The 19,180-nt window shown below is 64.8% G+C and carries 23 protein-coding genes; 9 read left to right on the top strand and 14 right to left on the bottom strand.

The genetic code is table 11. The features are described from left to right. Nucleotides 1–140 precede the first annotated feature (140 nt). Both I6F09_RS10440 and I6F09_RS10445 read left to right on the top strand, forming a co-directional pair. Entirely contained in the window at nucleotides 141–1,694 is a 1,554-nt protein-coding gene (locus I6F09_RS10440; RefSeq protein WP_225112616.1) for a Do family serine endopeptidase, read from the top strand. A 270-nt stretch (nucleotides 1,695–1,964) separates the two neighbouring features. Next, on the top strand, nucleotides 1,965–2,327 hold the full coding sequence (locus I6F09_RS10445) for a hypothetical protein (RefSeq protein ID WP_036003965.1): 363 nt from the start codon (nucleotides 1,965–1,967) through the stop codon (nucleotides 2,325–2,327). 6 nt (nucleotides 2,328–2,333) lie between these two features. Here the strand turns inward: I6F09_RS10445 and I6F09_RS10450 are convergent, their stop codons facing one another. Further along, on the bottom strand, nucleotides 2,334–2,651 hold the full coding sequence (locus I6F09_RS10450; RefSeq protein ID WP_036003905.1) for a DUF6496 domain-containing protein: 318 nt from the start codon (nucleotides 2,649–2,651) through the stop codon (nucleotides 2,334–2,336). 90 nt (nucleotides 2,652–2,741) lie between these two features. Next, nucleotides 2,742–2,936 carry a DUF3072 domain-containing protein gene (locus I6F09_RS10455; protein WP_057026883.1) on the bottom strand — a complete coding sequence of 65 codons (195 nt, stop codon included), beginning with the start codon at nucleotides 2,934–2,936 and terminating at the stop codon, nucleotides 2,742–2,744. Between the two features lie 115 nt (nucleotides 2,937–3,051). On the opposite strand from I6F09_RS10455, the gene I6F09_RS10460 reads away from it, so the two are divergent. Further along, nucleotides 3,052–3,273 carry a hypothetical protein gene (locus I6F09_RS10460; RefSeq protein WP_225143559.1) on the top strand — a complete coding sequence of 74 codons (222 nt, stop codon included), beginning with the start codon at nucleotides 3,052–3,054 and terminating at the stop codon, nucleotides 3,271–3,273. Nucleotides 3,274–3,369: 96 nt separating this feature from the next. On the opposite strand, the gene I6F09_RS10465 is transcribed toward I6F09_RS10460, so the two are convergent. After that, nucleotides 3,370–3,612: a hypothetical protein gene (locus I6F09_RS10465; RefSeq protein WP_036003915.1), complete on the bottom strand. Its 243-nt coding sequence runs from the start codon at nucleotides 3,610–3,612 to the stop codon at nucleotides 3,370–3,372. Nucleotides 3,613–3,707: 95 nt separating this feature from the next. Next, nucleotides 3,708–3,965, bottom strand: coding sequence for a hypothetical protein (locus I6F09_RS10470; protein ID WP_036029986.1), 258 nt, complete (start codon nucleotides 3,963–3,965; stop codon nucleotides 3,708–3,710). 140 nt (nucleotides 3,966–4,105) lie between these two features. On the opposite strand from I6F09_RS10470, the gene I6F09_RS10475 reads away from it, so the two are divergent. After that, nucleotides 4,106–4,327, top strand: coding sequence for a hypothetical protein (locus tag I6F09_RS10475; RefSeq protein WP_225171649.1), 222 nt, complete (start codon nucleotides 4,106–4,108; stop codon nucleotides 4,325–4,327). Here the strand turns inward: I6F09_RS10475 and I6F09_RS10480 are convergent. Beyond that, the gene (locus tag I6F09_RS10480) at nucleotides 4,324–5,811 is read right to left on the bottom strand and encodes an HWE histidine kinase domain-containing protein (protein WP_036003924.1); all 1,488 of its coding nucleotides are present in this window, start codon (nucleotides 5,809–5,811) and stop codon (nucleotides 4,324–4,326) included. The genes I6F09_RS10475 and I6F09_RS10480 overlap by 4 nt on opposite strands. Before the next feature lie 13 nt (nucleotides 5,812–5,824). Further along, the gene (locus I6F09_RS10485; RefSeq protein WP_225188003.1) at nucleotides 5,825–12,118 is read right to left on the bottom strand and encodes a HAMP domain-containing protein; all 6,294 of its coding nucleotides are present in this window, start codon (nucleotides 12,116–12,118) and stop codon (nucleotides 5,825–5,827) included. A 283-nt stretch (nucleotides 12,119–12,401) separates the two neighbouring features. On the opposite strand from I6F09_RS10485, the gene I6F09_RS10490 reads away from it, so the two are divergent. Then, nucleotides 12,402–12,695, top strand: coding sequence for a hypothetical protein (locus I6F09_RS10490; protein WP_225139697.1), 294 nt, complete (start codon nucleotides 12,402–12,404; stop codon nucleotides 12,693–12,695). 3 nt (nucleotides 12,696–12,698) lie between these two features. Here I6F09_RS10490 and I6F09_RS10495 read toward each other — a convergent pair whose 3' ends face one another. After that, nucleotides 12,699–13,211: a DUF4142 domain-containing protein gene (locus I6F09_RS10495; RefSeq protein ID WP_225188004.1), complete on the bottom strand. Its 513-nt coding sequence runs from the start codon at nucleotides 13,209–13,211 to the stop codon at nucleotides 12,699–12,701. A 95-nt stretch (nucleotides 13,212–13,306) separates the two neighbouring features. On the opposite strand from I6F09_RS10495, the gene I6F09_RS10500 reads away from it, so the two are divergent. From I6F09_RS10500 to I6F09_RS10505, 3 genes are all read left to right on the top strand, one after another. After that, nucleotides 13,307–13,501 carry a hypothetical protein gene (locus I6F09_RS10500; protein WP_074447527.1) on the top strand — a complete coding sequence of 65 codons (195 nt, stop codon included), beginning with the start codon at nucleotides 13,307–13,309 and terminating at the stop codon, nucleotides 13,499–13,501. A 111-nt stretch (nucleotides 13,502–13,612) separates the two neighbouring features. After that, nucleotides 13,613–13,741 (top strand): hypothetical protein, encoded by a 129-nt coding sequence (locus I6F09_RS37535; RefSeq protein WP_271542554.1) that lies wholly within the window; start codon nucleotides 13,613–13,615, stop codon nucleotides 13,739–13,741. Between the two features lie 71 nt (nucleotides 13,742–13,812). After that, nucleotides 13,813–14,016: a hypothetical protein gene (locus I6F09_RS10505; protein ID WP_225188005.1), complete on the top strand. Its 204-nt coding sequence runs from the start codon at nucleotides 13,813–13,815 to the stop codon at nucleotides 14,014–14,016. Nucleotides 14,017–14,161: 145 nt separating this feature from the next. Here I6F09_RS10505 and I6F09_RS10510 read toward each other — a convergent pair whose 3' ends face one another. Continuing rightward, the gene (locus I6F09_RS10510; RefSeq protein ID WP_036003940.1) at nucleotides 14,162–14,407 is read right to left on the bottom strand and encodes a hypothetical protein; all 246 of its coding nucleotides are present in this window, start codon (nucleotides 14,405–14,407) and stop codon (nucleotides 14,162–14,164) included. A 168-nt stretch (nucleotides 14,408–14,575) separates the two neighbouring features. Between I6F09_RS10510 and I6F09_RS10515 the strand changes: the two genes are divergently transcribed. Next, complete coding sequence (locus I6F09_RS10515) at nucleotides 14,576–14,743, top strand: hypothetical protein (RefSeq protein ID WP_167361644.1); 168 nt, start codon at nucleotides 14,576–14,578, stop codon at nucleotides 14,741–14,743. A gap of 97 nt (nucleotides 14,744–14,840) precedes the next feature. On the opposite strand, the gene I6F09_RS10520 is transcribed toward I6F09_RS10515, so the two are convergent. From I6F09_RS10520 to I6F09_RS10545, 6 genes are all read right to left on the bottom strand, one after another. After that, nucleotides 14,841–15,329 carry a DUF3147 family protein gene (locus tag I6F09_RS10520; protein ID WP_225112622.1) on the bottom strand — a complete coding sequence of 163 codons (489 nt, stop codon included), beginning with the start codon at nucleotides 15,327–15,329 and terminating at the stop codon, nucleotides 14,841–14,843. Then, entirely contained in the window at nucleotides 15,329–15,676 is a 348-nt protein-coding gene (locus I6F09_RS10525) for a DUF3147 family protein (RefSeq protein ID WP_036030998.1), read from the bottom strand. Before I6F09_RS10525 ends, I6F09_RS10520 begins: the two co-directional genes overlap by 1 nt. Then, nucleotides 15,673–16,260, bottom strand: coding sequence for a phosphatase PAP2 family protein (locus I6F09_RS10530; protein ID WP_225188006.1), 588 nt, complete (start codon nucleotides 16,258–16,260; stop codon nucleotides 15,673–15,675). Before I6F09_RS10530 ends, I6F09_RS10525 begins: the two co-directional genes overlap by 4 nt. A 159-nt stretch (nucleotides 16,261–16,419) precedes the next feature. Then, complete coding sequence (locus tag I6F09_RS10535) at nucleotides 16,420–16,974, bottom strand: DUF4142 domain-containing protein (protein ID WP_225188007.1); 555 nt, start codon at nucleotides 16,972–16,974, stop codon at nucleotides 16,420–16,422. An 86-nt stretch (nucleotides 16,975–17,060) separates the two neighbouring features. Continuing rightward, on the bottom strand, nucleotides 17,061–17,288 hold the full coding sequence (locus I6F09_RS10540) for a hypothetical protein (protein WP_036003954.1): 228 nt from the start codon (nucleotides 17,286–17,288) through the stop codon (nucleotides 17,061–17,063). An 8-nt stretch (nucleotides 17,289–17,296) separates the two neighbouring features. Next, a complete protein-coding gene (locus I6F09_RS10545; RefSeq protein WP_225188008.1) occupies nucleotides 17,297–19,084 on the bottom strand; it encodes a thiamine pyrophosphate-requiring protein in 1,788 nt (595 codons plus the stop codon). Between the last annotated feature and the right edge of the window lie 96 nt (nucleotides 19,085–19,180).

Here is a 19,180-nt window from a genome sequence, read left to right on the forward strand (position 1 = left end):
GCTGTATCAAACGTCCGGATTGCCTGCTGCGACCGCTCATCCATTCTTTGCCGAGATTTAATCGGACGGACGGGACGCCGTAAGGTGGCAGCGACCATGTTGCGGGCAAGGCGACACCTGCTCAACATGGACATTTCGACATGAACGATCGCGTCAATTCCGACATCACCACGTCTCGCAAGATCTTGCGGCCGCGGCGGCTCGCGCTGCTCGGCACCGTGGCCGCGCTGGGCGTGGCCGCCCTGGCAGTTGCGCCAGGCGCCTCGCCGTACGGCATCAACTCCTTGATTGCGCCGGCTCAGGCGGCCGAAGCCGCCGCGACGCCGCCCGGCTTCGGCGATCTCGTCAGCAGGGTCAAACCCGCTGTGATCTCGGTGCGGGTCAAAATCGATCAGGACAACGACAAGAGCGCGATGCTGCAGCAGAACCGGATGGATTCGGACGAGGACACGCCGTTCGACCAGTTCTCGCGACAGTTCGGTTTCCGCTTTCCGGGCGGCGCGAACGGCATGCCGCGCCAGCGCCACCAGATGATCACGGGCGAAGGCTCCGGCTTTTTCATCTCCGCCGACGGCTATGCCGTGACCAACAATCACGTCGTCGATCGCGCCGAGTCCGTGCAGGTGACGATGGACGACGGCACGACCTACACCGCGAAAGTGGTCGGCACCGATCCGAAGACCGATCTCGCGCTGATCAAGGTCGACGGCAAGAAGGACTTTCCGTTCGTCAAGTTCTCCGACCAGAAGCCGCGCATTGGCGACTGGGTGGTCGCGGTCGGCAATCCCTTCGGTCTTGGCGGCACCGTGACCGCGGGCATCGTCTCGGCCAGCGGCCGCGACATCGGCAACGGTCCCTATGACGACTTCATCCAGATCGACGCGCCGATCAACAAGGGCAATTCCGGCGGCCCGGCCTTCGACATGAACGGCAACGTGATCGGCGTGAACACTGCGATCTTCTCGCCCTCGGGCGGCTCGGTCGGAATCGGCTTCGATATCCCGGCCTCGACCGCCAAGCTCGTCGTCGCGCAATTGAAGGACAAGGGCGCGGTCACCCGGGGCTGGCTCGGCGTGCAGGTGCAGCCGGTGACATCGGATATTGCCGACAGCCTCGGGCTCAAGGAGGCGCGCGGCGCGATCGTCGACAATCCGCAGGATGGCAGCCCGGCGGCGAAGGCCGGCATCCAGGCGGGCGATGTCATCACCGCCGTCAACGGCACCACGATCAAGGACTCCCGCGACCTCGCCCGCACCATCGCCGGCTTGACGCCGGGCACGTCCGTGAAGCTCGATGTCTTCCGCAAGGGCGACAGCAAGACGGTGACGCTGGCGCTCGGCGAGTTGCCGAACGAGCGGCAGGCCAAGGGCAATGGCAGTGGCAATGCCGACGAGGGCAGCGGACAGCCGGGTGCCGGCACGCCGCGCCTCGGCCTCAGCCTGGCGCCCGCCGGTGACGTTCAGGGCGCAGGCCAGAACGGCGTCGTCGTCACCGAGGTTGATCCGCAAGGCCCGGCCGCGCAACGCGGCATCCGGACCGGCGACGTCATCCTCAATGTCGGCGGCAAGGCTGTCAGCAATGTCGGCGAGGTGCGCTCCGAGCTGGCGCAGGCCAAATCGTCGGGCAAGCGCAGCGTGCTGCTTCAGGTCAGAAGCGCGGAGGCCACCCGCTTCGTTGCGGTGCCACTCGCATAACGTCAACTCGACCCTTACCAATCCAGGAAGGCGGCCTTCGGGCCGCCTTTTGCACACACGTCACGTCCGCACCAGGCCGGTCACATTCTCGTTAACGGTAGGGATGATGACCTGGTGCGTCCGAAAAAGCCGTGTTCGCTGATCACACTCGCAAGGGCGCCTCGGTGCTCTGCGCCAACGTCGCCGCTGAGAGGGGTTGCAAGCGTGGAACTTCGAGCCTCCCGGCGCTTTGTGGAACTCGCCGGTGGTTCACAAGTGATCGGTGCCGACATGGATCGATTGAAGCTCTCGCTCAGGAGTGCGCTGCTCGTGGCGCCATTGGTGCTCTCGGGGGGAAACGCGCTCGGGCGCGACGACGGCCGCTACGCGAATTCTCCTCTGAAGCCATGGTTCGACAGTTTGCGCAGCCATCTCGGTCCGTGCTGCTCGGACGCGGACGGTTTCGCCCTTGCCGATCTCGACTGGGAGTCGCACAACGGGCGCTACCGTGTCCGCATCGACGGACAGTGGATCGATGTGCCGGATGAGGCCGTCATCACCGAGCCCAACCGGGCCGGCCGCACGATGGTGTGGCCGGTCAAGACTGCGTTCGGGATTTCGATCCGCTGCTTCATGCCGGGGAGCATGATCTGAGGCGGGTCAGCGCGACCGCTTGGATTTGCGCTTCGATGATTTCTTGTTCGACGATTTCTTGGACGACGTCCCGGACGTTTTCTTGGATGCTTTCTTGGACGTCTTCTTGGCGCTCTTGCGCTTCGAAGCCTTCTTCGGGACCTTCTTGCCCTTCTTGCGTGCCTTCGACAGTCCGATCGCGATGGCCTGCTTGCGGTTCTTGACGCGGCCGCCGCGCCCGCCACGGCCGCTCTTCGCGGTGCCCTTCTTGTAACGCCGCATCTCGGTGGCGACATCGCTTCCCGAGCTGCGTGAGTAGCGGCGCTTTTTTGCCTTGCGTGCCATGCATATTCTCCCTCGGCGGGGAGAACCATTCTGCACAGCCATGGTTCCGGGAGCGTGGAACGGCGCATGCCTAAAGCGCGATGCGATGCTCTAGAAGGAGTTTGCCAGCTCGATCTCCGCTTCCAGCACCTGGATGCGCCGGGCGGCCTCGCTGAAGGACAGATCCCGCGCATATTGGCCGGGCTGGTAGGCCTCTTCGCTGAGCCGCTTCAGCTTGAGACCCTGCGCCCGCGTCATCTGCTCGCCCAGGAAAAATCTGGCGTCGTATTTACCTTGAACCTGCATCTGGCGTCTCCGTCCTGAAATCGTGACTTGACTATATGTTCTTATTTTGTTCTAACAAGGCATGGACAACAGAATTAATGAAATTCGACGTAAAATCAGAGCCTTGAGGCTTGAGATGGCCGACGTCGAGGCGTCGGTGCGCGACCTCGTCAAGCGCGATCACGACTGCACGGAGAGAGCCCTGGCGCAGATGGACTTGCGCCGGAAGATCAATCTCTTGATCGCCGAATGGAAGGCTGCCGGCGGCAGCGACGTACTGCCGAACGTCCGCGACCGGGTGCGGCTTCGTGCCGTGAAGACAGGCGGCAACTCCGCGCGCGCAGCCGAGCGCCGCTGAGATCCTTGGCGCCGTATACTGAAGGCCGAGCGCCGAACCAAAGATAGAAGACAAAGGGCTCCGCAATGCGGAGCCCTTCATGATTCCAGGGAGCGCCTATTTGGTGTCGGTCATGCCGCCCTTGTTGGTCATGGTGCCGCCCTGATCAGAGCCGGGACCGGCGCCGCCTTGGCCGGACGGATCAGCGCCCTTGGAGGACTTGGTGTTGGCGCCGGTGGTCTGTGCCGACGACATCGAGGATCCATGCTTAGTCTTGTGCGATTTGGCCTGGGCGGCAAACGGCGCGGCGGCAAGGCCGGTTGCCAATATTACGGCGAGAGCGAGCTTGGTCGTCTTCATGCGGGGAAACTCCCTGAGTTAAATTGACGCAGGCACAAACCGCGCGTCGCGGCAGGGAGTTCCCGGCGAAGTATCTTCCGTGCGTCACCCACGCTTCAAGTTTGCTTGTCCTCGGCCAGGATGAACACGGCGCCGGTGAGCGTCGCGCCGATCGCGAAGGTCGTCACCAAGGTGAGGGCGAAGACCATCGCGGCCTGGCTTCCGCCATTGTTCAGCAGGTTGGCGACGGCTGGATTGGACAGGACGAGCGTGAGGCTGAAAATGAGGCCGAGCGCTGCGCCCATCATTGCATGCGTCATCAGCTTGATAAGGCCGCTGGCAGAGATCAGCTCAGACGACTTCTTGGTGCGCATGGGACGGCATCCCGAACTGCCACGCCAACGCGCATGTGATCGCCGGGTTCCGTTCCGCTGAAGGAATTGTTACCGCCCGTTTCATCCGGCGTTCATGCCGGGCTTGCCAAGATGGGCGCCAGCAAAACGGGAACATCGATATGGGTAAGGTCGTCTTTCTTTACCGCTCGCTGGCCTATCGCAACGCGGCCGCGGACATCCTGCGCAAGGCGCGCAAGCTTCCGCTTGGCGCGGAGCGGAGCGCGGCCCGCCGCTACGCGAGGGCGCTGCGCGATCTCGCCCGAACGGAAGCCTGGCTCGAGGGGCGCGTCGCGCGCGAACCGCGCACGGCGCAGCGCATGACCAGCGCAGCGTCAGGTTAACCGGATGCGCGTTGCAATTCGGCAGCGCCGGCGGTGTCGAACTTGCTTGGTGCAGCCGCCGCGGTCTTGCGTGTCAACGGCACCTCAAGACGGCACAGCAGGCCCTCGGCGCGCCAATCGAACTGCGCCTGTCCGCCAAGCTGGGACTCGATGCTCGCAAGCAGGCTTCGCGTGCCGAAGCCGCGCGATTTCGGGGTCTTGACCAGGGGACCGCCGGATTCCTCCCAGCTCAGCGTGAGCAGCTCCTCGTCGACCTGCCAATCGATCGCGAGCCGCCCCGCTCGCGTGGATAGCGCGCCGTACTTTGCCGAGTTAGTGAAGAGCTCGTGCAGTGCGAGCGCCAGCGTCTGGGCCGTCGCCGGCAGCAACTGAACTTCGGGCCCTGCCAATTTGATCTGGTCGCCCAGCGAGTAGGGCGCAAGCTCCTCGTCGATCAGCCTGGAGAGCTCGGCGCCCTGCCAGCTCGACAGCGACAGGATGGTGTGCACGCGCGCCAGCGCATTGATGCGCCCCTCGACGGCGTTGACATAGGCCTTGACCTCGTCGGCCCGGGTGAGGCGCACGATCGACTGCGCCAGCGCCAGCGCGTTCTTCGCGCGATGATCGACTTCCCGCGCCAGCAGGTTCTGCCGCTCCTCGGCGCGCTTGCGCTCGGTGATGTCGACGGTCACGCCGCTGACGCGCACCACGCGCCCGCTCTCGTCCGTGGTTGCGGCCGCCGTGCCGACGCACCAGCGCACCTCGCCGTCGGGCCGGATGATGCGGAACTCCGTCTCATAGGCGCGTGTGCCCTTGTTGAACTCGGCGATCGCCTTGCGCAACTGGTCGACGTCGTCGGGGTGCAGCAGGGCCTGAACGTTGGCCGGATTGATCTCGAAATTGTCGGGGCTGACGCCGAAGATATTGTATTGCCCCTCGTCCCACATCCAATCGCCGCTGATCCAGTCCCAGTCCCAGGACCCCATCTTGCCTGCCGCGATCGCCATGCTGCGCCGCTGCTCGCTCTCGCGCAGCTTCGCGGTGGAAGCCTCCAGTTCCGCGGTGCGGGCGCGGACGCGATCCTCGAGCTCGTGGTTCAGCCGTTCGAGCTCGCGCGTCTTGCGGTAGAGCTCGGCAAACACCTTGATCTTGGCGCGCAGTACCTCCGGCACGACCGGAACCGGCACGTAATCGACCGCGCCCATCTCGTAGCCGCGCAGCCGGTCGATGTCGCTGACCTGGATCGCCGAGATGAAGATCATGGCGGTCTTCTGGAAACGCGGATGCTCGCGGATCATCGCGGCGAGCTCGAAGCCGTCGAGCTCGGGCATGCAGACGTCGACCAGGATCACCGCGATCTCGGTCTTGAGCAGCACCTCCAACGCCTCGCGGCCCGAGGAGGCGATGACGAGGTTCTCGCCGAGATCCTTCAGGATCACCTCATAGGCGAGCAGCTTGGCCGGCTGGTCGTCGACGAGCAGGATGTTGACCTTTTCCTGGTCCATACGCATGTCCAACTCAGCGATGCAGCCACATGCGGATCGCAAGCAGCAATTGGTCGGTGTTGACCGGTTTGGCGAGGTAGTCGGACGCGCCGGCTTCGAGGCATTTCTCCCGGTCGCCCTTCATCGCCTTGGCGGTCAACGCGATGATCGGCAGACGGGCGAAGGCCGGGTTCTCGCGGATGACGCCGATGGTCTGGTAGCCATCCATCTGCGGCATCATGATGTCCATCAGCACGATCGCGATCTCCGGATTGGATTCGACCAAGGTCACCGCCTCGCTGCCGGTCGTGGCCGTCAGCACCTTCATGCCGCGTCGTTCCAGCACGCTCGAGAGCGCGAAGATATTGCGGGCATCGTCGTCGACGAGCAGGGCGGTCTTGCCGATCAGGTCCTCGTCGGAACTGTTCAGCTTCTCCAGCATGCGCTGCTTCTCGAGCGGCAACTCCGTGATCACGCGGTGCAGGAACAACGCGGTCTCGTCGAGCAGGCGCTCGGGCGATTCCACGCCCTTGACCACGATGCTGCGTGCCATGGTGTGGAGTTCCGCATCCTCCTCGGCCGAGAGCTCGCGGCCGGTGAACACCACGACGGGGATGTTCGACAGCGCCTCGTCGTTGCGGATCTGATCGAGCACCTCGAAGCCGCTCATGTCGGGCAGCCTGAGGTCGAGCACCACGCAATCGCAGGGTTGCTCGCGCAACGTCGTGAGCGCGCCTGCCCCGGTATCCGTGGCCAGGATCTCGATGTCGTCGTGGTGCAGCAGCTCGCGGATCGAGAGCCGCTCGGCCTCGTTGTCCTCGACGATCAAGAGCCGCTTGCGCCGCGGCCGCGCATATTCCTTGATCTGCGTCAGCGCGGCCGAGACGCCCTCGGTCGTCGTCGGCTTGTTGACGAAGGAGAAGGCGCCGCGCGCCAGCGCATGCTGGCGGTCCTCGTCGAGCGTGATGATCTGGACCGGGATGTGGCGGGTGAGCGGATTGTGCTTGAGCTGGCTCAGCACGGTCCAGCCGAGCATGTCGGGCAGGAACACGTCGAGCGAGACGGCCGTCGGCTGGTATTGCTTGGCGAGCTCGAGGGCCTCGGCGCCGCGCGCGGCGACCAGGACCTTGAAGCCCTTGTCGCGGGCCAGATCGACCAGCACGCGGGCATAATGCGGGTCGTCCTCGACGATCAGGAGAATGGTGTCGCCGGGCTCGAGGTTGAGGCGGTCGTCGGGCAGCTGCTCGATAACGCGCTGCTGGTCAGGCGCGGCAGGCTGCAGCGCCGGCGGCTGGCCGTATTGCTGTGACGCCGGCGCCCGCGGCGCGAGGGTCGGGCCGGAATATTTCAAGGGCAGATAGAGCGTGAAGGTCGAGCCCTTGCCCGGCGCGCTGCGCAGGTGGATCTCGCCGCCGAGCAGGCTGGCAAGCTCGCGGCTGATCGCAAGGCCGAGGCCGGTGCCGCCATATTTGCGGCTGGTGCCGGCATCGGCCTGCTGGAACGCCTCGAAGATCAGCTTCTGCTTCTCCAGGGGAATGCCGATGCCGGTGTCGGACACTTCGAAGGCGATCACGGCCGGCGCCGAGTTCAGCACCGGATGATCCGACCCCCAGCCGCCGATTGCGCCGGCGACTTTCAGGCGCACTTCGCCGTCGGCGGTGAACTTGAAGGCGTTGGAGAGCAGATTCTTCAGAACCTGTTGCAGCCGCTTGGAGTCGGTCACGATGCTGCGCGGCAGGTTCGGATCGACGTCGATCTTGAACGACAGGTTGCGGTTGTCCGCCTCGTGCCGGAACGGCCGGCCGACGGTCTCGAGCAGGTTCGCGGTCAGGATTTCCTCGGCGTCGACCGTCACGGTGCCGGACTCGATCTTGGAGAGATCGAGAATGTCGCTGATGAGGTTGAGCAGGTCGGTGCCGGCACCATGGATGGTGCGGGCGAACTCGACCTGCTTGGCCGAGAGGTTGCCATCGGGATTGTCGCTGAGCTGCTGTCCGAGGATCAGGATCGAGTTCAGCGGCGTACGCAGCTCGTGGCTCATATTGGCGAGGAATTCGGACTTGTACTTCGACGTCAGCGCGAGCTCGGTCGCCTTCTCCTCGAGCGCGCGGCGGGCCTGCTCGATTTCCTGGTTCTTGCGTTCGACCTCGACGTTGCGCTCGGCGAGCTGCTGCGCCTTCTGCTCGAGCTGGTCGTTGGTCTGCTGCAATTCGCGCTGCTGGGTCTGCAGCTCGCCGGCGAGCTGCTGCGACTGCTTGAGCAGGCCTTCGGTCTGCATCGTGGCCTCGATCGAATTGAGCACGATGCCGATGGAGTCGGTGAGCTGCTCCAGGAACGTCATCTGCGAGGTCGTGAAGGAGACCAGCGAGGCGAGCTCGATCACGGCCTTGACCTGGCCTTCGAACAGGACCGGGAGCACGACGAGGTTCTTCGGGGCGACGCGGAACAGCGCCGAGTTGATCGGCACCACGTCCGAGGGAATGTCGGAGACGACGCGCGGCCGCTTGTCGAAGGCGCATTGGCCGATCAGGCCTTCGCCGAACTGCAGCACCGGCTGATAGGGGTAGACGCCGTCGCTGGCGTAGGAGGCGAGCAGCAGGAGCTGGGGATCGTTCTCGTTCTCGACCTGGTAGATCACGCCCGTATGGGCGTTCACCAGCGGCGACAATTCGGTGAGCAGCAATCGGCCGACCGTGGTGAGATCGCGCTGTCCCTGGAGCATGTTGGTGAACTTGGCGAGGTTGGTCTTGAGCCAGTCCTGCTCGGTATTCACGTCCGTCGTGAGACGGAGGTTGGTGATCATCGTGTTGATGTTGTCCTTCAGCTCCGCCACTTCGCCGCGGGCGTCGACCTGGATCGACCGCGTCAGGTCGCCCTTGGTCACCGCAGTTGCGACTTCCGCGATCGCGCGCACCTGCGAGGTCAGGTTGGCCGCGAGCAGGTTGACGTTGCCGGTGAGATCCTTCCAGGTGCCGGCAGCGCCGGGCACGTTGGCCTGGCCCCCGAGCCGGCCTTCGACGCCGACCTCGCGCGCCACCGACGTCACCTGATCGGCGAAGGTCGCGAGCGTCTCGGTCATGTTGTTGATGGTGTCGGCGAGCGCCGCGACCTCGCCCTTCGACTTCACCGTGAGGTTCTGCTTCAGATCGCCGTTGGCGACCGCGGTCACCACCTTGACGATGCCGCGCACCTGCTCGGTCAGGTTCGCCGCCATGAAGTTAACGGTGTCGGTGAGATCCTTCCAGGTGCCGGCGACGCCGGGCACTTGCGCCTGGCCGCCCAGCTTTCCTTCCGTGCCCACCTCGCGTGCGACGCGCGTCACTTCGCCGGCGAAGGCGTTGAGCTGGTCCACCATGGTGTTGATGGTGTTCTTCAGCTCCAGGATTTCGCCCTTCACATCCACGGTGATCTTGCGCGAGAGGTCGCCGCGCGCGACCGCCGTGGTGACTTCGGCGATGTTGCGGACCTGGGTGGTGAGGTTCGCAGCCAAGAGGTTGACGTTGTCCGTGAGATCCTTCCAGGTGCCGCCGACGCCGGGCACCACGGCCTGACCGCCGAGCCGGCCCTCGGTGCCGACCTCGCGCGCCACGCGCGTGACTTCGGCGGCGAAGGAGCGGAGCTGCTCGACCATGGTGTTCAGCGTGTCCTTCAGGAGAAGGATCTCGCCGCGTACGTCCACCGTGATCTTCTTCGACAGGTCGCCGCCGGCGATCGCGGTTGCGACCTCGGCGATGTTGCGGACCTGCGCCGTCAGGTTGGAGGCCATGAAGTTGACGTTGTCGGTGAGGTCCTTCCAGGTGCCGGCGACGCCGGGCACCTCGGCCTGGCCGCCGAGCTTGCCTTCGGTGCCGACCTCTCGCGCCACGCGCGTGACTTCGCCGGCAAAGCCGTTGAGCTGATCCACCATGGTGTTGATGGTGTTCTTCAGCTCGAGGATTTCGCCCTTCACGTCGACGGTGATCTTGCGCGAGAGGTCGCCGCGCGCCACCGCGGTCGTCACCTCGGCGATATTGCGGACCTGGGCGGTGAGGTTACCCGCCATCGAGTTGACGCTGTCGGTGAGATCCTTCCAGGTGCCGGCGACGCCGGGGACGTTGGCCTGACCGCCGAGGCGGCCTTCGGTGCCGACCTCGCGCGCCACGCGCGTCACCTCGCCCGCGAAGCGGTTGAGCTGGTCGACCATGGTGTTCAGCGTGTCCTTGAGCTGAAGGATCTCGCCGCGCACGTCCACGGTGATCTTGCGCGACAGGTCGCCGCCGGCGATGGCGGTGGCAACTTCCGCGATGTTGCGGACCTGCGCGGTGAGGTTGCCCGCCATCGAGTTCACGGAGTCGGTCAAGTCCTTCCAGGTGCCGGCGACGCCGGGCACGTCGGCCTGGCCGCCGAGCTTGCCGTCGGTGCCGACCTCGCGCGCCACGCGCGTGACTTCGCCGGCGAAGGCGTTGAGCTGGTCGACCATGGTGTTGAGCGTTTCCTTCAGCTGAAGGATTTCGCCCGAGACGTTCACCGTGATCTTCTTGGACAAGTCGCCCTTCGCCACCGCGGTTGCGACCTCGGCGATGTTGCGTACCTGGGCGGTGAGGTTGGAGGCCATCGAGTTGACGCTGTCGGTGAGGTCCTTCCACGTGCCGCCGACGCCGCGCACCACCGCCTGACCGCCGAGCTTGCCTTCGGTGCCGACCTCGCGCGCCACGCGCGTGACTTCGCCGGCGAAGGCGTTGAGCTGGTCCACCATCGTGTTGATGGTGTCCTTCAGCTCGAGGATCTCGCCGCGCACGTCCACGGTGATCTTCTTCGAGAGGTCGCCGCCGGCGACTGCGGTGGTCACCTCGGCGATGTTGCGGACCTGCGCGGTCAGGTTCGAGGCCATCGAGTTGACGCTCTCGGTGAGGTCCTTCCAGGTGCCGGCGACGCCGAGCACGTTGGCCTGGCCGCCGAGCCGGCCCTCGGTGCCGACCTCGCGGGCGACGCGCGTCACTTCGCCGGCGAAGGCGTTGAGCTGGTCGACCATGGTGTTGAGCGTTTCCTTCAGCTGAAGGATCTCGCCCGAGACGTTCACCGTGATCTTCTTCGACAAGTCGCCGCTCGCGATGGCGGTCGCGACGTCGGCGATGTTGCGGACCTGCGCGGTCAGGTTGGAGGCCATGAAGTTGACGTTGTCGGTGAGGTCCTTCCAGGTGCCGGCGACGCCCGGCACCTGGGCCTGGCCGCCGAGCTTGCCCTCGGTGCCCACCTCGCGCGCGACGCGCGTGACTTCCGAGGCGAACGAGTTGAGCTGGTCCACCATGGTGTTGATGGTGTCCTTCAGCTCCAGGATCTCGCCGCGCACGTCCACGGTGATCTTGCGCGAGAGGTCGCCGCGCGCCACGGCGGTGGTGACGTTGGCGATGTTGCGGACCTGTGCGGTCAGGTTGCCGCACATCGCGTTGACGGAGTCGGTCAGGTCCTTCCAGGTGCCGGCGACGCCGGGCACGATGGCCTGGCCGCCGAGCTTGCCGTCGGTGCCGACCTCGCGCGCCACGCGCGTCACTTCGGAGGCGAAGGAGCGCAGCTGGTCCACCATCGTATTGATGGCTTCCTTGAGCTGGAGGATCTCGCCGCGGACGTCGACCGTGATCTTCTTGGAGAGGTCGCCGTTGGCGACCGCGATCGTCACCTCGGCGATGTTGCGAACCTGGTTGGTCAGGTTGTTCGCCATCGAGTTGACGCTCTCGGTGAGGTCCTTCCAGACGCCGGTCACCTCCGGCACCTGGGCCTGGCCGCCGAGCTTGCCTTCGGTGCCGACCTCGCGCGCCACGCGCGTCACCTCCGAGGTGAACACGCCGAGCTGCTTGATCATGGTGTTGACGATCGTCGCCGACTGCAAGAACTCGCCGCGGAGCGGACGGCCGTCGACGTCGAGCTTGACGGTCTGCAGCAGGTCGCCTTGCGCCACAGCGGCGACCGCACGCGTCACCTCGCGGGTCGGCCACAACAGGTCGTCGATCAGCGTGTTGACGGAGCCTTCCATGTCGGCCCAGGAGCCGGAGGCGAGGCCGAACTTCACGCGCTGGCGGGTCTTGCCTTCGCGTCCCACCACCTGGCCCACCAGCTCGAGCTGCTGTGCCATGCGCTGGTTGGCGGCGATAATTTCGTTAAAAGTGTCGGCGATCTTGCCGTCGATACCGAGATAGTCGCCGCTCATGCGCACCGAAAAGTCACCGCTGCGCATCGCCTGGAGGGCGAGCAGCAGCTCCGCTCGGGAATCCGGCTCGGACGTACCGTTGATTTTTGGCTTTGGGACGCGACGACCGGAGCGTGATGCAGTTCCGGAATCGAGGTCGCTCATACCGTTTCCCCCGCAGGCGTCGGCCGAATCTGAGGCAAGACGCGTTCGACGAAATAAGAGCGTCAGCCAAATTCGAAATCAAGCGCCAACGTACGGCGCAAGGAAATGGAACCCGCTTTGCTCAGCCCGACCGAGTTAACAACGGACCGACCGGTTTGTTCCATACCCCTCGAAAGGAAAAAGGCCGCAGGGGCGGGTCGTCAACGCGTCCGACGTCCGCAGCCCTGCTTCGGAACGGAGCGCCGAGCCTGACGGTTAGCCAGCGCAGACAGGGAGAACGGACATGAAGGCAGCAATTTTCGCCATCGCCATCACGGCGCTCGCCGCGGGATCGGCTCTGGCGCAGGGCGGTGCGCCAAGCGGGCGCGGCTCGGTGACGGGTGACCCCGCCGCAAGCTCCGCCAACCCGCAGGCGGACACGCCGACCACCGGAGCGGCCACCCGCTCGAATCCAAGCGGAAGCGGCACGTCCTCGTCCGGCGGCAAGGACGACAACGGCGATGCGGGTCGCGACAAGATGCCGGAGAGCGACCGCACCGTGCGGCCGCAGAGCCAGCAACGTCCGAGCGACAAGTAGAGGTTATTTGTCCGCCATGGTGCGCTCGGCGTCCCTGACCTGCGCGCGCAGCAGCGGCAGTTGTTCGCGCGCGAACGCTGCGAGCGCTGCATTGTCGGGCGCCGTCAGATAGCGTTCGAGCAGGCTGATGATCGACTCATACTCGGGAATCTGCGCGGCATAGAAGCTTCTGACATAGGCCGGACCATCCGACATTTCGGGCTCGACGAGGCTCGCGCTCGAGGATGTTGCCCTGCCGACATGCAGTTCCGCGCCGATCGCCTCCTGGACCTCTTTCAGTCGCTTGTCGCGCTTAGCCGCTTCCTCGGCGCGCAGGGCGGCGAGGTTCTTGACCTCAGCGTTGCCCTTGAGGTCGGTGTTCTCGAGCAGCCCCTGTTGAAACCGGCTGAAATTGTAGGCGCCGCTGATCACCTCGATCGCGGAGGGCGCCCGTGCGCCGGGCTTTCGTTCGCCACGGCTGTCGGCAAGCGCCGAGGTGCTGATCAATGCCAGAATGATTGCGGCGACAACTCGCATCGATCTTCAATGACGAACCGCGTGCGAAAGTTCCCCGACCATTACGATCCGGTAAGCGGGTTGCGGCGCAAGAGTTCCGTCCCCACGTCCTCTATATGAAACAGTCTGACGTCTTCAGAGACAACGCTGACAATTGTCTTCAGCTTGCCGAGCGCGCTGACGGACAGCCCGCCCATAAGCGCTATTCGCGCATGGCCGACGCCTGGACGGCACTCGCCAACGAGCAGGATTGGCTCGACGGCGAAATTTCGCCCGTTCCCGTCCATGCAGCTCCAAAGCGGAACGGGTGAGCTCGTCTCAAGAATCTGCATGTGAGACCGCTCACGGAAGGCGCACAACTGATTTGGGATCATCCGGGAACGTCGATCGCGGAGATTCCAATTGCAGAAGGAGGTTTGGCGATGGCTCCGCGTCTGGCTCTTCTCTCCCTCATTCTCGCCTTTGGCGTCTCCGTCGCGTTCGCGACGGTGACGACGGTGCGACAGGTGCATCTCGAGAGCGCATCTGCCGTCCACGCCGTGCGCAGCTGATTGCGGCAGCGGAACATTCGACGCCGCAATGCGTAAGCGCTCCGACACATCAGCAGAAGAGAGAGCGCATCATGGCCCATTCCGACCACGGCATCATCAAGGACAAGCGTGGGGAGGAGCAGCCCCGCGACAAGGAACGTGCCCAATCCGTGCACAAGGCGGATCCGAAAGGCTCGCCCTCGCGTGAAGCGACGCGCGACCCCAAGCTGAACGACAACATCAAGACGCCGGGTTCCGGCGCCATGCCGGACGGCTCGAGCGACGCCACGGGCTAGCTCTCACCAGGAACGAATTCGCGTAGGAAGAGTCGACGGATTGCTTCCGGCAGTCATGCCCCCGGTGCGCCGGAAGCAATCTCCAAGGACGGCCCTGGCACCCACCGTGCCGGGGTCGTTTGCTTTTGGAGGGGCTTTCCGTGCGTCATTCGGCGCCGCTCTCCGGATCCCCCTGAGTATGTCCTTCAGGCCCGCGGCCGAATACGCCGAAGCTGCTTGACTTCACGCCGGCAGCGGCATCGACGCCCACAGCGGCCAGTCCGAACTTCAGGAGTTCGCGGACTGCTGCCGCCCGCGTCGGCATGCGGTGCTTGAACCGGAAATCGTCAATGGCGGCCAACTCTTCCGGCGAGAGCATGACCTGAAGGCGCTCGGCGCGAAGGTCGTTCATGGCGATCACGCAAATTGAGTAGGTTGAGTAGCTTACTCAACGAACCAACTTGATGAGAGTTCCGCGAAAGCCGACGAAGTCTGCAAGTGAATAGGAAATCCAATAAAATCAATAATTTATTGAAACGCATGCCGCCGTAAGGCATTGTTCCCGTAAGGGAGAGAGACCATGACCGACGAAGTCAGGTTACCTCGCAAGCTTTCCGAAGAACCCGCAGCGCCCGAGCCGGTGCGGCCAAGCCAGCAGAAGATCATCGACGAGGTCGAGCGCTGGGCCAACAGCCCGGGCCTCCAGCCGCCGCAATCGCAGCCTTCGACGGGAGCGAAAGCGAGCTAGGGCATGATCCGGAAAAGTGCGAAGCGGTTTTCCGCAAAGATCATGCGTAAACAACAATCTAAAGCGCGATGACGATTCATCCAAATCTCATCGCGCTTTAAGGCTTTGCGAAGCGAGAGCCCGTTGCCGACGGCGAATGGCCTGATCGGCGCGATTTGTGGGAGACACTGCGAAGCTTGCGTCTGAGCCACCAGGCCGACACGGACACGATGGCCCAGACCGTCAGCGCGGCGAAAAAAGCGAGCGCGACGCTTGCCCCGACGATTAAATGGAAGATAGCGGCGAACGCGGCGAGGCCGATGCTGCCGAGCGCGGCGCCGGCAGCATCGAGCGCCGCGGCCTTCTGTCCGCGACGCCGCCCGCTCAGGCCGGCCTTCTCCTTGGCGTGACGCTCGTGGCTTTCGATCAGCGTCGCGCTGGCGCAGAAGATGGCCGGAAGAGCAAGAAAGAGCCCGCCGACGGACGGGCCGAACTTCGAGCCGATAACGCCCGCGAGCACCGTCGCACCGCCGCCGAGCACGAAGCGAATGGCGTACTCGTACCACCGCGTCTGTTTCAGCGCCGATGTCGATAGCTTCACCAGCATCAGGCGGCACCTCCCAGGCCGGCGAGCAGGCCGAAGGCGACAACGAGCCATGCGGCAAAGGCGAGGATCGTGGCTGGAAGCGCGCCGAAACGGAACCTCATCAGGAGGTGGCAGACGACGACGCTGTAGCAGGCGAGCGCGACGGCGCCATAGATCATCGTCCAGCTCTGGGCCGCAGCATATTGCGGGCCGTGCTGGACCACTGCGATGGCGAGGGTGGCAAGCGCCACCGACGGTGCGGCGCCGAGCAGCCCGGCAAAGCTCTTCGGCCGCAGCATGTCACCGAGGATCGCGAAGACGGATACGATCAGGCCGCCGGCGACGAAGCGCACGAGATATTCAGTCATGGCTGTCCCCCCGAGCCCTTGCGCTGCCGCTGCCGTGACTTCGCCATCGTGAACGGCCGGAACAGGCGCTCGACAACGATGCCCAGCATGAAACCTGCCACGACATCGCTGACCCAGTGCGCGAGCAGCGCGACACGCGTCAGGGACAGCGCCACCGCAGAGGAGCGCGCCAGGTTGCGCGGGGCCGGCGGCAACAGGCCCGCGGCCGAGGCAAGGGCGCCCATATGCACGGCGTGACCTGAGGGAAATGCATCATGCGCGCGCCCCGAAAAGGGAACACCGCGCCCATGGCCGCTCACCGTCAGCCGGTCGGGCCTCGTCTGATCGAACACGGATTTCAAGACATGCGGTAACACGGCCGTCGCCAGCGACACGATCAGGACGTGATCGGCAACGGGGCGCTGCTGCGGGTGCCGGAGGCGGGTGTAGAGCCATCCTGCTGCCGCGAGCGCAACCAGGACATGCTCGTCGGCGGCCCACGTCATGGCCTGGGCGGCATGCTCGAGCCCCGATTTGGTATTGTGCGCGATCTCGTTGGCGATCGCCGTATCGATCCGGGTGGGTTTGACTGTTACAAGGGCCATCGGTCCGTCGGCGACTGTTCCTCCATGACAGTTTTGTAAAGCCTGGAAACAAAGAAGGTTCCTGGCTCAACCGGCAGGCACCGCCCAGCGGCAGCGCGATGACGTTCTCATCGCGCGTCAGGAAGGACGCCGGAGGGCCGGCGTCCTTTCAGCAATGCGTTACTTGCTGGATTGGCCGACGCTCGGCGCCCTGCCGAGGTTCTTGGCCATCTCGAGGTGGTGCTTCAACGCCGGGAGCGTCTTGCCGGCCCAATCCTTGAGCTCGGCATTGTCGCCGCCCTTGGCGTAGCGCTCGAACAGCGACACGGCATCTTCATGCGCGCTGACCTGATAGGAATTGTAGTCCGAGCTGAAATCCTTGCCGCTCGCATTCTTGAGCTTGTCGATCTTGCTCTGATGCGAGCTGTCGAGCGCCGTCGGCAGCTTGGCCTGCACCTTGCCATTGCCGACCAGTCCCTTGAGCTCGTTGCTCGTCTTGGTGTGATCGGTGATCATCTGCTGCGCGAAGGCTTTCTCTTCCGCGTTGCCCCTCTGCTGGGCGAGCTTGCTCGATTCGATCTCAAACATATCGCTGATCGCGACCTGCGTCACGAAGTCCGCGGTCGCAGGCGCAACGCCGAGCGCCGAATTCACGCCGGTCTTTTCGCCCAGCGACTGGGCGAGGGCAGGGCCTGCGAGAATCATGCAGGCAAGAGCGATGATTGTGCGTTTCATGGTCAAATCCTTCCGAAAAGGTCGCGTGGCCGCTTGCCGGCGACGTGCGGCGACCAACACGCCGCCGGGGCCGAGGTTCCTAACGGCTAATCCGCGCGATTCCGTCCGGTGCGCGGATTGATGGGATCTGTCGGCTTGCGTCGAAGCCGTTCGGGCAGGAACGGTTCGGCCGCCGTGGCGGTCGCGTCGGCCCGTACGTCCGCGTGGTGCTGCGCCTGCTCGTGGGAGGTGGGGTTGTCACTGATCCGGCGCTTGACGTCGAGACCGTCGACCGGATCGTTGACGCCGTGCCGGATGTCGCGGAAATCACTCATGGCTCGCCTCATTGCTTTCCTGGCAGGATCGATTCCAGCACCTGCCGCGCTGCTCCCTTGATCATCCCGCTCTCGTTCGGGTCGCCCTTCATCAGGGCGAGCGAGAAGTTCTTCGCCTGCTGCAAGGTGATGTGCGGCGGCAGCGGCGGCACCTCGGGATCGGTTTTCACTTCCAGCACGACGGGCATCTCGCTTGTTAGCGCCTGTTCCCAGGCCGAGCCGAGCAGCTGTGGGCTGTCGACGAAGATGCCGCGCAGGCCGACGAGCTCGGCGAAGCGCGAATAGGAGACGTCGGGAATGCGCTGTGACGCCTCGAACTTGGGATCACCGTTGATGATGCGTTGCTCCCAGGTGACCTGGTTGAGGTCCTCGTTGTTGAAGACGCAGACGATGAAACGCGGGTCCTTCCAGTCGCGCCAATACTTCGCCGCGGTGATCAGCTCGGCCATGTTGTTCATCTGCATGGCGCCATCGCCGACGAGTGCAATCACGGGGCGGTCGGGCTGGGCGTATTTGGCCGCGAGCGCGTAAGGCACCGCAGCGCCCATCGAGGCGAGCCCGCCGGAGAGCGAGGCTGTCATGCCGCGCCGCATCTTCAGGTCGCGGGCGAACCAGTTGGCGCATGAGCCGGAATCGCTGGTGATGATGGCGCGGTCGGGCAGGCGCGGCGACAATTCCCAGGCGACGAGCTGCGGATTGACTGGCGCGGCGGGCTGATGCGCGCGGCCATCCAAAGTCTTCCACCAGGTCGCAACGTCGTCCTGAATGCCCTGGCGCCAGGCGCCGTCGCTCTTGGGCTTCAGCCGCGGCAGCAATGCGCGCAGCGTCTCGGCGGCATCTCCGATGAGGCCGACCTCCATGGGAAAGCGGATCGACATCATGCCGGCGTCGATGTCGATCTGGACGCCGCGCGCGCTGCCTTCCTTCGGCAGGAATTCGGCGTAAGGAAAGGCCGAGCCCACCATCAGCAGCGTGTCGCATTCCATCATCATGTTGTAGCTGGGCTCGGTGCCGAGCAGGCCGATCGAGCCGGTGACCCATGGCAGGTCGTCGGGTAGCGCCGCCTTGCCCAGCAGCGCCTTGGCGCAGCCGGCCGACAGCCGGTCGGCGACCGCGATGACTTCGTCGGTTGCACCGAGCGCTCCGGCGCCGACGAGCATCGCGACCTTCTTGCCGGCATTGAGGATCTCCGCGGCGCGGTCGAGATCGGCATCACGAGGGACGACTTTAGGTGGGCTGTACCCGACGCCGGAATGCAGCGTGCCGTGCGCACGGGGCGGGTCCTCGTAATTCTCCTCCTGCAAGTCGTTGGGCAAGATGATGACGGTGGGAGTCCGCCGCGCCAGTGCGATCCGCACCGACCGATCAATCAGGTGCCGCACCTGCGCAGGCGAGGAGGCCTGCATGACATAGGCGCCGGCGACGTCCTTGAACATCGAGAGGAGGTCGAGTTCCTGCTGATAATGACCGCCGAGGGCGTTGCGCGACTGCTGGCCGACGATCGCCAGCACCGGCTGGTGATCGAGCAGCGCATCGTACAGCCCGGTGACGAGATGCGAGGCGCCGGGACCGGAGGTCGCAATGCAGACGCCGAGCTGACCTGAGAATTTTGCGTAAGCGGTGGCCATGAATGCCGCCATTTCCTCGTGCCGCGCCTGCACGAAGCCGATCTTGCCGCCCGCCCGGTTCATCGCACCGAACACGCCGTTGATGCCGTCGCCGGGATAGCCAAAGATGTGGCGCACGCCCCATTGGTGCAGGCGCTGAATGATGAAGTCGGAGACGGTCTGGGACATTGCGGGCGGCTTTCTCTGTTGCGGCCTCGATAGCCTCAGAGAACCGGTTCTTTGTGGCGATGTTCCCAAGCATTTCCGGAACACGCGCCGGAACGA

Origin of the sequence: Bradyrhizobium sp. IC3195 (assembly GCF_020193585.1) — a bacterium.
In the GTDB taxonomy this organism is placed as follows: Bacteria; Pseudomonadota; Alphaproteobacteria; order Rhizobiales; family Xanthobacteraceae; genus Bradyrhizobium; species Bradyrhizobium yuanmingense.